The organism is Nitrospirota bacterium (assembly GCA_016214855.1).
In the GTDB taxonomy this organism is placed as follows: domain Bacteria; phylum Nitrospirota; class Thermodesulfovibrionia; order Thermodesulfovibrionales; family UBA6898; genus UBA6898.
Map to the genome: position 1 here is coordinate 1 of JACRMT010000019.1, position 13,574 is coordinate 13,574.

The 13,574-nt window shown below is 48.7% G+C and carries 13 protein-coding genes and 1 tRNA gene; 11 read left to right on the forward strand and 3 right to left on the reverse strand.

What is annotated here, in order from left to right; genetic code table 11:
• From tuf to rpoC, 11 genes are all read left to right on the forward strand, one after another.
• Positions 1-142: elongation factor Tu (tuf, locus tag HZB62_15135; protein ID MBI5076484.1), on the forward strand; the 142-nt coding region annotated here is incomplete at its 5' end.
• Positions 143-145: 3 nt separating this feature from the next.
• Positions 146-298, forward strand: a complete 153-nt coding sequence (gene rpmG / locus HZB62_15140) for a 50S ribosomal protein L33 (protein MBI5076485.1) — start codon at positions 146-148, stop codon at positions 296-298.
• An 8-nt stretch (positions 299-306) separates the two neighbouring features.
• A tRNA-Trp gene (locus HZB62_15145) sits at positions 307-383 on the forward strand.
• A 20-nt stretch (positions 384-403) separates the two neighbouring features.
• Positions 404-589, forward strand: coding sequence for a preprotein translocase subunit SecE (secE, locus tag HZB62_15150; protein ID MBI5076486.1), 186 nt, complete (start codon positions 404-406; stop codon positions 587-589).
• A 5-nt stretch (positions 590-594) separates the two neighbouring features.
• Positions 595-1,122, forward strand: coding sequence for a transcription termination/antitermination protein NusG (gene nusG / locus HZB62_15155; GenBank protein MBI5076487.1), 528 nt, complete (start codon positions 595-597; stop codon positions 1,120-1,122).
• A gap of 35 nt (positions 1,123-1,157) precedes the next feature.
• Complete coding sequence (gene rplK, locus HZB62_15160) at positions 1,158-1,586, forward strand: 50S ribosomal protein L11 (GenBank protein ID MBI5076488.1); 429 nt, start codon at positions 1,158-1,160, stop codon at positions 1,584-1,586.
• A 13-nt stretch (positions 1,587-1,599) separates the two neighbouring features.
• The gene (locus HZB62_15165; protein MBI5076489.1) at positions 1,600-2,289 is read left to right on the forward strand and encodes a 50S ribosomal protein L1; all 690 of its coding nucleotides are present in this window, start codon (positions 1,600-1,602) and stop codon (positions 2,287-2,289) included.
• Between the two features lie 229 nt (positions 2,290-2,518).
• The gene (gene rplJ, locus HZB62_15170; GenBank protein ID MBI5076490.1) at positions 2,519-3,037 is read left to right on the forward strand and encodes a 50S ribosomal protein L10; all 519 of its coding nucleotides are present in this window, start codon (positions 2,519-2,521) and stop codon (positions 3,035-3,037) included.
• 31 nt (positions 3,038-3,068) lie between these two features.
• On the forward strand, positions 3,069-3,311 hold the full coding sequence (locus tag HZB62_15175; GenBank protein ID MBI5076491.1) for a ribosomal protein L7/L12: 243 nt from the start codon (positions 3,069-3,071) through the stop codon (positions 3,309-3,311).
• An 82-nt stretch (positions 3,312-3,393) separates the two neighbouring features.
• On the forward strand, positions 3,394-7,482 hold the full coding sequence (gene rpoB / locus HZB62_15180) for a DNA-directed RNA polymerase subunit beta (GenBank protein ID MBI5076492.1): 4,089 nt from the start codon (positions 3,394-3,396) through the stop codon (positions 7,480-7,482).
• 1 nt (position 7,483) lies between these two features.
• The gene (gene rpoC / locus HZB62_15185) at positions 7,484-11,611 is read left to right on the forward strand and encodes a DNA-directed RNA polymerase subunit beta' (protein MBI5076493.1); all 4,128 of its coding nucleotides are present in this window, start codon (positions 7,484-7,486) and stop codon (positions 11,609-11,611) included.
• 70 nt (positions 11,612-11,681) lie between these two features.
• Here rpoC and HZB62_15190 read toward each other — a convergent pair whose 3' ends face one another.
• From HZB62_15190 to lpxA, 3 genes are read right to left on the reverse strand one after another with little or no spacing between them, the layout of a single operon-like run.
• Positions 11,682-11,966 carry a hypothetical protein gene (locus HZB62_15190; GenBank protein MBI5076494.1) on the reverse strand — a complete coding sequence of 95 codons (285 nt, stop codon included), beginning with the start codon at positions 11,964-11,966 and terminating at the stop codon, positions 11,682-11,684.
• 5 nt (positions 11,967-11,971) lie between these two features.
• Entirely contained in the window at positions 11,972-12,802 is an 831-nt protein-coding gene (lpxI, locus tag HZB62_15195) for a UDP-2,3-diacylglucosamine diphosphatase LpxI (GenBank protein MBI5076495.1), read from the reverse strand.
• Complete coding sequence (gene lpxA / locus HZB62_15200; protein MBI5076496.1) at positions 12,793-13,572, reverse strand: acyl-ACP--UDP-N-acetylglucosamine O-acyltransferase; 780 nt, start codon at positions 13,570-13,572, stop codon at positions 12,793-12,795. The genes lpxI and lpxA overlap by 10 nt, the downstream gene beginning before the upstream one ends.
• Positions 13,573-13,574: the final 2 nt, after the last annotated feature.

Here is a 13,574-nt window from a genome sequence, read left to right on the forward strand (position 1 = left end):
AGAGATGGTGATGCCTGGAGACAACGTCAGCATGACGGTAGAGCTGATCTCACCGATAGCGATGGAGAAGGAACTGAGGTTCGCAATCAGGGAAGGTGGCCGCACGGTTGGTGCCGGTGTCGTCACCGAGGTCATGGTATAGCCCATGAGAGATATATTTCTATTCCAGTGTACCGAATGCAAGAATAAGAATTATTCGACCATGAAGAACAAGAAGAACACAACGGACAAGCTTCAGCGGAAAAAATACTGCAGGAGCTGCATGAAACATACCATGCACAAGGAAACGAAAGCGTAGATGAGTGTAGGCCAGTAGCTCTAACGGCTAGAGCATCGGACTCCAAATCCGAGGGCTGGGGGTTCGAATCCCTCCTGGCCTGCCAACTAAAGCGAGGAATAATGCATGATTGAGAAGATAAAACAGTTTTTCAATGAAGTGAAAATAGAGACAAAGAAGGTCGTGTATCCAAACAGAGAGGAACTGATCGGGTCAACATGGGTCGTTATCATTACGGTGATGGTGATCTCTGTTTTTCTCGGCGTTGTTGACCTTGCTCTTGCCAAGATCGTCGGATTGGCCCTCAGGTAAGGACTATGGCAAAGAACTGGTATGTAGTGCATACGTATTCCGGCTTCGAGGAAAAGGTGAAGGTTTCCATTGAGGAGAAGGTCGTTACCAAGGGCCTCGAAGAGAAGATCGGCAAGATTCTTATTCCTACGGAGCGAGTGATTGAGCTCAGGGGAGGCAAGAAAAAAGAGAGCGAGCGGAAGTTCTATCCGGGGTACATTCTTGTCGAGATGGAACTTGATGATGAGACATGGCATCTGGTTAAAGGTACTCCGCGCGTCACCGGTTTTGTCGGTGGCCAGAACCCGGTCCCGATCCCGATCGAGGAAGTCGAACTTATCATGCAGCAGGTGGAGAGAGGTCCTGTTTCCCAGATCAAGACTCAATACCAGAAAGGTGAAAACCTCAGGATCGTGGATGGACCGTTCAGCAATTTCAACGGCTTTGTAGAGACGGTAGATATGGACCATGGAAGACTTACGGTCATGGTGAGCATATTCGGAAGGCAGACGCCGGTTGAGCTGAATTTCTTCCAGGTCGAAAAGAACCAGTAATTAATGTGTTTTGCATAACAGCAGGAGGATAGACAATGGCTAAGAAAGAGGTAACAGGACAGGTTAAGCTTCAGATTGTAGCAGGCAAGGCAACACCTGCTCCGCCGGTAGGTCCGGCACTCGGCCCGCATGGCATCAATATCATGGAGTTTTGCAAGGCATTCAATGCCCAGACAGCGCCCATGGGAGATACCATCATCCCGGTGGTGCTGACCATATATAAGGACAGAACGTTTACGTTCATTACCAAGACACCGCCTGCATCCGAACTCATCAAGAAGGCGGCAGGGGTGGTAAAAGGTTCGAGCACGCCGAACAAGGATAAGGTCGGCAAGCTTACGACAGCGCAACTTAAGGAAATAGCACAAACAAAGCTTCCTGATCTCAACGCGTACTCTGTGGATGCTGCAATGAGGATCATTGCGGGAACAGCAAAGAGCATGGGCGTTGAAGTTGTGGAATAGCGAGGAGATCTCTATGGGCAAGAAAATGAATGCTTCACTTGAAAAGGTCGAAAAAGGGAAGGAATATTCCCTTGAAAATGCTATACAGAAGGTAAAGGAACTGACATATGTCAAGTTCGACGAGACTGTTGACATTGTCTTCAATCTCGGCGTTGACCCGAGAAAGTCAGATCAGATGGTGAGGGGAACGGTTGTGCTTCCTCATGGCACGGGAAAGACCCTCAGAGTCCTTGTCTTTGCCAAGGGCGAAAAGGAGCTGGAGGCAAAACAGGCCGGCGCTGATTTTGTGGGTGCTGATGATCTTGTTGAGAAGATCAACAAAGGCTGGCTTGATTTTGACAAGGTTGTTGCGACCCCTGATATCATGGGCGTTGTCGGTAAGCTCGGAAAGGTGCTTGGACCCCGCGGCCTGATGCCGAACCCGAAGCTCGGCACCGTAACCTTTGACGTTGCCAAGGCGGTGAAGGAGATAAAGGCAGGAAAGGTAGAGTACAAGACCGAAAAAGCCGGTGTTGTGCATGTGCCGATCGGTAAAGTTTCCTTTGATGCACAGAAGCTTCTTGACAACGCAAAAGCTATTATCGATTCTGTAACCAAGGCAAAGCCGTCAACCAGCAAGGGCAAGTATCTGAAGGGGATCTCGGTATCATCGACGATGGGCCCCGGCCTGAGGGTTGACGTGGCTACTGTTTCAACAAAGTAGTTATTACACGGACATAGTCCAGACATATAATAGTCAGAGACAGTAGGTGTGAAAGCGTAATGCGCTATCCTGGAGAAGCAGGAATAGCGTGCCTACCGAGGCTAAGAGGGATGAGAAGAGATTTTGTGATAGGGGAAAAGGCCGCGAAAGACCGCTTCAGTTTTCCCTATTTCTTATCCGTATCTGATGTTCACATGCCTGCCAGGGTCTCTGGGAAAGGAGGTCTCATCTGAAAAAGCAAGAAAAAGGACAGGTAATTACCGACCTGAGAGAAAAGTTCTCGAAGGCGAGATCAGTTGTTTTTACCGATTACAAAGGCATGACCGTTGCCGAGATGACTGACTTGAGAAGACTGCTGAACAGCTCTTCTATCGACTACAGCGTTGTCAAGAATACACTTGCCAAAATTGCATCACAGGAGACAAGTTTTTCTGTCGCAGCTGATGTGTTCACGGGTCCGGTCGGTCTTGCCATCGGCTATGACGATCCCGTGCTCGCGGTAAAAAGAGTTCTGGATTTCGTCAAGAAGAACGAAAAGCTTAAAGTAACGGGAGCCGTAGTTGAAGGACAGCTGTACGGTCCCAAGGATCTGAAGGCTATTGCAGAACTGCCGTCAAGAGAGTTACTGCTCTCGATGCTGGCCGGAGCACTTCAGGCGCCGATGGCAAAACTGGCTGGAGCACTTTCCGCTACCGTCACCGGCTTCGCCTATGCAATGGAATCACTGAAATCAAAAAAGAACAATTAACCATAATTCTAAGGAGGTTTGCATAATGTCTATTACGAAGGAACAGGTTTTTGAATTTATCGATAGCATGACGATCCTTGACATGTCCAAGTTCATCAAGGAGTTTGAAGAGAGATACAAGGTTGTAAGGGAACTTACCAGCCTTGGCCTGAAAGAGGCAAAGGACCTTGTTGACGGAGCCCCGAAGCCGCTCAAGACCGGAGTAACAAAAGAAGAAGCCGATTCCATGAAGGCAAAACTTGAAGAGCAGGGTGCAAGCGTAGAAATAAAATAACATCAAGATAAAGGTTTAGCAAACGGGTAGAGGCGGGAGAAAAGCCGTCTCTACCTTTGCCTTTACTAAGATAAGGAGACATATGGCAAGGGTACTGAGAAAGAGATTGGATTTTGGCAGGGTTCCCCAATTCCTTGAAGTTCCAAATCTTATTGAGATACAGAAGCGATCCTATGAGCAGTTTCTGCAGAAGGATTTTCCCATTGGAAAACGCAGGGACATGGGCTTGCAGTCTGCTTTTGTCAGCGTGTTCCCCATAAACGACTATAACGAGACCGCCGAGATAGAGTTTGTCGGCTATCACGTCGGTGAGCCGAAATATACCGTACGCGAAGCCCTGCAAAAAGGCATTACCTGTGCTGCGCCGCTGAAGATCAGCGTAAAACTTAATATGTTCGAAGCCGATGCGAACGGGAAGAAGAAGCTCAAAGAGTCCCGCGAACAGGACGTTTATATCGGTGAAATGCCGATCATGACGGATACCGGCACGTTTGTCATCAACGGGACAGAGCGTGTCATTGTCAGCCAGCTTCACCGTTCTCCTGGCGTATTTTTCAGTCACGACAAGGGTAAAACCCATGCAAGTGGAAGGCTGCTGTATTCTGCACGCGTGATCCCGTCACGGGGGTCCTGGCTTGATTTTGAATTTGATGCAAAAGATATTCTGTATGTAAGGATCGACAGAAGGAAGAAGCTCCCCGCCACAATTGTGCTGAAGGCGCTTGGCTATTCGAACGAAGAGCTTCTGAAGATCTTTTATCCTGTTGAGACGATAAGCATAAAGGGCAATACCTTCACCCGGGAAGTTAGTGAGGTCCTGGTTGGTCTCAAGTCCCATCAGAACATTGTGGCACCCGGCACAAAAGAAGTGATCGTCAAAGAAGGGATGAAGATCACCAAGGGCTCCATTAAGAAAATGGAGACCTCGGGGATTAAAACCATAACAACAACAAAAGAGGAGATCATCGGCAGGATCACCCTGAAGGATATTGTTGATCCGACAACGGGAGAAATTATCCTGGAGGGCAACGAAGTCCTGACAGAAGATATTTTCAATAAGATCCTTTCGCTAAAAATCGAGACGCTGAACCTGCTTTTTATTGACAATGTGAGCTACCTGTCGTCGCTCCGCGACACGCTTCTTACCGATAAGGTGAGAACGCAGGATCAAGCGCTTATCGAGATATACAAGAAGCTCAGACCAGGTGAGCCGCCTACGCAGGCGTCCTCCCGGGATCTGTTTAACGGACTCTTCTTCGATCCGAAACGGTATGACCTTTCGCCCGTCGGACGATTGAAGCTTAACAAACGGCTTAACCTTGATACGCCTCTCGACGTAAAGGTGCTTACGGATAAGGACGTTATTGAGATTGTCAGGTATATTCTCAGTCTCAGGACCGGAAAAGGCGAAGTCGATGACATCGATCACCTCGGCAACAGGAGAATCAGGGGCGTAGGCGAGCTGCTGGAGAACCAGTTCAGGATAGGGCTCGTGAGGATGGAGCGGGCGATCAAGGAGAAGATGACGCTTACTGAGCTTGAAAATGCCATGCCTCATGACCTTATCAATGCAAAGCCGGTAATGGCGGCTGTCAAGGAATTCTTCGGATCAAGCCAGCTTAGTCAGTTTATGGACCAGACCAACCCGCTTTCCGAGATTACCCATAAAAGGCGTCTCTCAGCTCTTGGCCCGGGTGGACTCACACGGGAGAGGGCAGGTTTTGAGGTCCGTGACGTTCATCCCACGCATTATGGAAGAATATGCCCTGTCGAAACGCCTGAAGGTCCGAACATCGGCCTCATTACATCGCTTGCATCATACGCAAGAGTGAATGACTATGGCTTTATTGAAGTGCCGTACCGGAAGGTTGCCAACGGCAGGGTTACAGAGGAAGTTGAATTTTTCTCCGCTATTGAGGGCGAGAAGTTCATTATTGCAGAGGCAACATCGCCCTATGACAAAAGCGGCAAATTGATCGGCGATCATGTATCTGCCCGTGAAGGCGGCGGCTTCAGGATGGTCAGGCCCCAGGAAGTGGATTACATGGACGTTTCCCCCAAACAGGTTGTAGGTATTTCGGCAGCGCTTATCCCGTTTCTCGAAAATGACGATGCAAACAGGGCACTCATGGGATCGAACATGCAGCGCCAGGCAGTGCCTCTGCTGCACCCTGATGCTCCTGTGGTCGGCACAGGAATGGAGTTTGCAGCCGCGAAAGATTCGGGAGCTATTATACTTGCAAAGAGGGCAGGCAAGATTGAAAGCCTTGACGCAACCCGCATTGTAGTGCGAGTGAGCAACAGCGCCGGCGTAGATATTTACCCCCTTGTCAAATTTCAGCGCTCTAACCAGGCCACCTGCATAAACCAGCGGCCGATCGTGAGTGTTGGGGATTCAGTTAAAAAAGGAGATGTCCTTGCTGATGGTCAGTCAACTGACCGCGGCGATCTTGCCCTTGGGAAAAATGTGGTTGTAGCCTTTATGCCCTGGGGAGGCTATAACTTTGAGGATGCGATAATCCTGAGTGAACGTCTTGTCAAGGAGGATGTGTATACCTCAATCCATATCGAGGAGTTCGAGATCGAGGCCCGGGAGACAAAGCTCGGACCTGAAGAGATAACCAGGGATATTCCGAATGTAGGCGAGGAAGCCTTAAAGGATCTTGACGAGTTCGGTATCATAAGAATCGGCGCTGAGGTTAAGCCTGGAGATATCCTTGTCGGCAAGGTCACGCCGAAAGGGGAAACCCAGCTTACCCCTGAGGAGAAACTGCTCAGGGCGATCTTCGGCGAGAAGGCAGAGGAGGTCAAGGAGAGCTGTCTTTATGTGCCGCCAGGAATCGAGGGTACGGTTGTTGATGTCAGGATCTTCTCAAGGAAGGGCATTGCCAAGGATGGAAGGGCAAAGAGCATTGAAGATGACGATATTCAGAGACTCCAGCGTGATCTTGAGGAAGAGATCAAGATCATTAAGGAAGAGAAATCTACAAAGCTGAGCCAACTTTTCATTGGGCAGCGCGTGGCAGAAGAGGTTAAGCATTCCAAGACAAAGGAAGTGATCTGCGCAAAAGGGAAGACCCTGACTGAAGAGCACCTTGAGAACATCAGAGACGAACATCTGATGCGCATTAAGGTGATGGATGACAGCGTACAGGCCAAGATCGATACGATCAATAACGATTCAAACCAGTATGTGCGGGATCTTGAGAAGCGATATGACCAGAAAGTCGAACAGATCAGAAAGGGCGATGAACTCCCTCCCGGCGTTAACAAGCTTGCTAAATGCTATATTGCAATGAAACGCAAGATACAGATCGGTGACAAGATGGCAGGACGACACGGAAACAAGGGTGTTGTTGCGACGGTTGTTCCCGAGGAAGATCTGCCGTTTCTCCCTGATGGCACGCCTGTAGACGTTGTCCTGAATCCCCTGGGCGTTCCGTCCCGCATGAATGTCGGCCAGATCCTGGAGAATCATCTGGGCTGGGCGGCGAAGTCCGTTGGAAAGATGGTCAGAGAACTTATGGACAGGCGGGGATCACTGACTGAGATAAAAAAATGTGTAAGCGACGTTATTTCCGACGTAATTGACGACAAGACGAAAATAAGTGAATATGTCGATGATATCGACCAGGCAGTGGCTCAGGATATCGCTCAGCATGGTATCTTTATCGCTTCACCGGTTTTTGAGGGTACAAAAGAAGAGCAGATACGTAAGCTGTTTAAGAAGACAGGGATATTGAAGACCGGTCAAACAGTGCTTTATGATGGTAAAACAGGGGAACGCTTTGAGCGTGAGGTGACCGTTGGCGTTATGTACATGCTCAAGCTTCATCACCTTGTCGACGACAAGCTCCATGCCCGCTCCATTGGCCCGTATTCTCTGGTTACACAGCAGCCTCTTGGCGGCAAGGCACAGTTTGGAGGACAGAGACTGGGCGAGATGGAAGTATGGGCTTTGGAGGCATATGGCGCTGCCCATACACTCCAGGAATTTCTGACGGTTAAGAGCGACGATGTCTCGGGAAGGGCAAGAATGTATGAGGCTATTGTGAAGGGTGATGCAACCCTCGAGCCCGGTGTGCCTGAGTCATTCCATGTATTAATAAAAGAACTCCAGAGCCTTGGTCTCGATCTAGAGCTTTTGGAGAAAAAGAAGAAGGGGGAATAGGATGACAGAAGACATTTATTCCATATTCCAAAAGCCAAAAAATCCGACCGATTTCGAAGCAATGAGAATAAAGCTTGCATCACCGGAAAAGATCAGAGAGTGGTCGTTCGGCGAGGTAAAGAAACCCGAAACGATCAATTACCGCACATTCAAGCCTGAGCGCGATGGTCTCTTTTGCGCAAAAATATTTGGTCCCATAAAAGACTGGGAATGTATCTGCGGAAAATACAAGAGAATGAAACACCGCGGCATTGTCTGCGATAAGTGCGGTGTAGAGGTTATCCAGTCAAAGGTGAGGCGCGAGAGGCTCGGTCATATTGAGCTGGCGAGTCCGGTTGCTCATATCTGGTTTCTTAAGGGCGTTCCAAGCCGTATCGGCATTCTTCTCGATATGACCATGAGGAATCTTGAAAAGGTCCTCTACTTCGAGAGCTATATTGTTATTGACCCGGGAGATACACCTCTTAAGGCGAGGGAACTCCTTACGGACGATGAGCATAAAAAGAAGTTTTCGGAATACGGGACCAGGTTCAAGGTCGGCATGGGAGCTGAGGCTATCAGGGAACTGCTCAGAGCAATAGATCTTGAGCCGCTCAGCATTGAGCTGAAGACCAAGATCAAGGAAGCTGCCTCCATCGGCGTCAAGAAGAAGCTTACGAAAAGACTGAAGGTCGTGGAGGCTTTCAGAAAGTCAGAGAACAAACCTGATTGGATGATCATGGATGTTATCCCGGTTCTTCCTCCTGACCTGAGGCCGCTCGTTCCTCTCGAGGGTGGACGGTTTGCAACTTCAGACCTGAACGACCTTTACCGGAGAGTTATCAACAGGAATAATAGGCTTAAGAGGCTTGTGGAACTTAAAGCGCCGAGTGTCATCATTAAGAATGAAAAGAGAATGCTCCAGGAGGCGGTCGATGCTCTTTTCGATAATGGCCGCAGGTCCAAAGTTCTGAAGACAGCCACGAAAAGACCGCTCAAATCCCTGAGCGACATGATAAAGGGCAAGCAGGGACGGTTCAGGCAGAATCTTCTGGGGAAAAGAGTAGACTATTCAGGCAGATCCGTTATCGTTGTCGGTCCTGATCTGAAGCTTCACCAGTGCGGGCTTCCCAAGAGAATGGCACTTGAACTGTTCAAGCCGTTTATCTTCAATAAGCTTGAGGAAAAGGGATATGCGACAACGATAAAGGCGGCAAAAAAACTCGTTGAAAAAGAGTCTCCTGAAGTTTGGGACGCACTTGAAGAGGTGATCCGGGAAACGCCGGTGCTCCTCAACCGTGCCCCTACCCTGCACAGGCTCGGTATCCAGGCATTTGATCCTATCCTTGTAGAAGGCAAGGCCATCAAACTTCACCCGCTTGTTTGTACTGCGTTCAACGCAGATTTTGACGGTGACCAGATGGCTGTTCACGTACCGCTTTCGATAGAAGCGCAGGTCGAGGCAAGGGTTCTGATGATGTCGGTCAATAATGTTCTTTCCCCTGCTAATGGCAAGCCCATTCTGCTTCCAACGCAGGATATGGTCCTTGGTATCTATTATCTCATGAAAGAGAGAAAGGGAGCCAAGGGTGAAGGCATGGTCTTCTCTGATCCTCAGGATGTGAGAGTTGCCTATGATGCCGGCCGCCTGAGCGAGCATGCAAAGATCAAAGTGCGCATTGATGGTGTGATGACGGATACAACAACCGGAAGAGTGCTTTTTTACGAGATTGTTCCAAAAATGACAAAAGAAGCCCAAGGCATAGCTTTTGAGGATATTAATAAGGACATGACCAAGAAGGCGCTTTCGAAGATTATCGAGGATTCATACAAGAGGGTCGGAAGACGTGAAACTGTCGTGTTCCTTGACAATCTCGAAGAGCTCGGCTTCCATCACGCGACCAATTCAGGCATCTCAATCTGCATGGCAGACATGCATATTCCGGTCAAGAAAAAAGAGATGATAGACCAGGCCGAAAAGGACGTTATGGAGGTCCAGAGCCAGTATGCGGACGGACTCATTACCCAGGGTGAGCGATACAATAAGGTGATCGATATCTGGGCAAATGTCACTGAGCGCATTGCTGACGAGATGATGAAGGAGCTTGGCGCCGAGGACGAGAAGGTGGCCTCAGAAGAAGAACTGCAGGAGAAGAGATCTTTTAACAGCATATTTATGATGGCCGATTCTGGCGCGCGAGGGAGTACGGCTCAGATCAGACAGCTTGCAGGCATGAGAGGCTTGATGGCAAAACCTTCAGGTGAGATTATTGAAACGCCGATCACCGCCAACTTCAGGGAAGGTCTCACGCCTCTTCAGTATTTTATCTCAACGCACGGAGCGCGTAAGGGTCTTGCTGATACGGCGTTGAAAACAGCCAATTCAGGATATCTCACCCGGAGGCTTGTTGACGTTGCTCAGGATGTTCTCATTACAGAGGATGACTGTGGAACTACAGACGGCATTGAGGTCACCAATCTTATTGAGGGCGGTGAGATCATCCAGCAGCTTGAGGAGAGACTGGTCGGAAGATATTCGGTTGAGGATATCAAGGATCAGGACAAAGTCATGATCGTAAAAAGAAATCACGAGATAACCGAGGAAATCGCAAAGGCGATTATCGAGGCGCCAAAAGACAGGGTGAAGATCAGGTCAGTACTCACCTGCATTTCCAAATTCGGTGTCTGTGCAAAGTGCTATGGAAGGGACCTTGGCAGGGGAGGATATGTTGAGACCGGAGAGTCGGTCGGTATCATCGCTGCCCAGTCCATTGGCGAGCCGGGAACACAGCTTACCATGAGAACGTTCCATATTGGCGGAACGGCTTCCAAGGTTGTTGCGCAGACTGTTCTTGAAGCAAAACATTCGGGAACTGTTAAGTTCATCAATATTAATACGGTCAAGAATCGTGAGGGATTCTATGTTGTCATGAACAGAAACGGCAACATAGCAATTACTGATTCAAAAGGCAGGGAGCGTGAGAAATACTCTGTTGTGTATGGTGCCAAGCTCCACGTTGAGGAGGGTAAGAGGGTTGAGATCGGTCAGAAGTTGGTCGAGTGGGATCCTTACTCGGTGCCAATCCTCACTGAGGTTGGCGGCAGAATTGCGCTGGGAGACATCATAGAAGGCGTTACAGTCAAGGAAGAGGTTGATGAAACAACAGGACTTTCCCATAAGGTGATCATTGAATATCCTGTGAATATGCGACCGAGAATTTCGATCAAGGATGAGCATGGAAAGTCAACGCTCAAAATCCCGAGTACAGGCAATCTTGCACGGTATCAGCTGCCTTCCGGAGCGCATATTATTGTAGACAAGCACAGTATCGTTTATCCCGGAGACATTCTTGCCAAAATGCCACGGGAGACAACAAAAACCAAGGATATAACCGGCGGTCTTCCGAGAGTTGCCGAGCTTTTTGAGGCGCGGAAGCCCAAGGAACAGGCAGTTGTCTCGGAGATTGACGGTATTGTCGAGTTCCGGAGCGCGCTGAAAGGCAAGCGTGTAGTTGTTGTTAAGGGTGGTGAGTTCACGAAGGAATATGATATCCCCAAGGGTAAACACGTGAGTGTGCATGAGGGTGACTGGGTTAAGGCTGGAGAGGCACTAATGGATGGTGCTGTAAATCCCCATAGCATCCTCGATATCCTTGGACCAAGAGAGCTTCAGAGTTATCTTGTTGATGAGGTTCAGAAAGTGTACCGCCTGCAGGGTGTTTCGATCAACGATAAACATATCGAGACGATCGTGCGCCAGATGATGAAGAAAGTGCGGATCGAGGATGCCGGAGATACGACATTCCTCATTGGCGAGCAGGTGGACAGAATAGCATTTCAGGATGAAAACACGAGGGTCAAGGCTGAAAGCGGCAAGCCTGCACAGGGCAAGCCCCTGCTTCTTGGTATTACCAAGGCATCGCTTACCACAGACAGTTTCATCTCTGCTGCATCATTCCAGGAGACAACCCGCGTTCTTACCGAGGCTGCGATCAACGGCAGTATCGATGAACTTCGCGGATTGAAGGAGAACGTTATCATGGGCAGGATTATCCCTGCCGGCACAGGCATGAAGTATTATCGCAATACGTTTGTCCAGCGTGAACAGAGCCCAGTTGTTCCTGAGGAGACTCCGGCGACTGCAGAGTAAATAGCACCGCACAAAAAAATCCCCTGAAGCCCTGTTCAAATGGGCTTCAGGGGATTTTTTGTCTTTAATCTTATTTCAGGCCAATTTCTTTGGCAACTTTTTTGATCATCTTCTTGTCGTTCTTTAGAATATTCATGCAACGATCACCCTTGTTCAGGACCGCCTCGGTAAAGGCATTGGCTGTCTGATATTTTTCCCTCATTGCCTCTTTTGATATGGCAGTCTTTCCGTCATGGCAGGATGCACACATCTTGGTCCAAAACTGCGTTCGAGCCACTGCGTGACTGTTCGAAATAAAGATGCTGCTTAAAAACAATGCCATAAGCAGCATGAGACATATCGACCTGATTTTCATGTCCATCACCTCGTTATCATATCGCTGACGCCGACTATTGCAATGCCAGCTTCTTCGGCCTTTTTAATAAGTTTTTCTTTTTTCAGAATAATACTCTTTCCCGACTCAACAGCAAGCACCCGTGCCTGAACATTAAACATAGATCTGAGCGTGTCGGGGCCAACGACCGGCACATCGAAACGCATATCCTGCTGCGGCTTACTCACCTTAATAATGACTGCCCCGCTTCCTGCAAGTGCGCCTCCTCTTTTGATTGCCTCGTCAGTTCCTTCTATCGCTTCTATGGCCATAACAGCCTGATTCTTGACGATAACCGTCTGGCCAATATCGAGCCTTCCGATCTCCTTTGCTATCCTCCATCCATAGGCAATATCCTTCCACTCATTCTCTGTAGGCCCCTCTTTTGTGAGCACGCCTTCGGGTGTAAGCAACGAGGATGTGAAATCAGTGGTGTTTAATAGGGCAATGCCTTCCTTTTTCAGTTCTTTTGCTAAAGCAAGGAGAATTGAGTCGTCACTCTTGTCTTTCAGCGAAAAAAGAAGCTTAATCGCTCTAAGGTCAGGCAAGATCTTACTCTTGTAGAGCAGGGACTTTGGGACCTTGCCTGCCATCACAGCCTCTTTTACCCCTGATTCTTTCAAAAAACCCATAATCTCACCGAGTTTGCCGACATTAATCCACTTGATCTCATCAACAGTCAAGGCAAGAGACTTTTCTGCAAGAGGTTCAAGCCCCACGGCAACAATTTCGTATCCCTTGGCGCGAGCTTCTTCAGCAATCGCCTTTGGAAGATCTCCATTTCCGGCGATTAGGCCAAGCTTAAGCTTTACCTGCATATCCCTCGTTTGTTCTTTTCAATGAACTCAATGAGGCTCCCGATCTCGGGAAATTCACTGAAATCTTCTTTTACCTTCCTGACAGCATCTTTGAGCGACCGTTTTTCTCGAAAGAGAATTTTGTATGCTTTTTTTATCGCGGTTATTGCCTGGTCTGAAAAACCGTGTCTTTTTAACCCGATTGTGTTAGGGCCGAAGAGTTTTGCCCGCGAACCTGCCGCAACCATATATGGGGGCACGTCCTGAACAACTCCGCTGAGGCCGCCTATCATTGCATATTGCCCAATTCTTGTGTACTGGTGTACAGCTGCCAGCCCACCTATTATGGTGAAGTCCTCTACCAATACGTGACCCGCCAGCGTTGCAGCGTTTGCCATGATGACGTGATTTCCTACTCTGCAATTGTGCGCAATATGGACATAGGCCATGAAATAGTTGTTATTACCCACTACAGTTGTTTCATCTCCGCCGACTGATGCCCTATGGATCGTTACGTATTCACGAATTACGTTGTCGTTTCCGATGATGAGTTTAGTTGGTTCTCCCTTGTACTTGAGGTCCTGAGGCGGAAATCCTATGCTTGAAAAAGGATAGAAGGTGCAGTTCTCGCCGATCTCGGTATTACCTTCAATAATTATGTGCGAAAAAAGCTTTGTGCCTTTGCTGATGCGCGCACCTTTCTTGACTACACAGTAGGGGCCGATATCGACATCTGCATCTATTTTCGCTTTGGGATTAATGATCGCTGTTTTGTGGATCGTTGATTTCATGG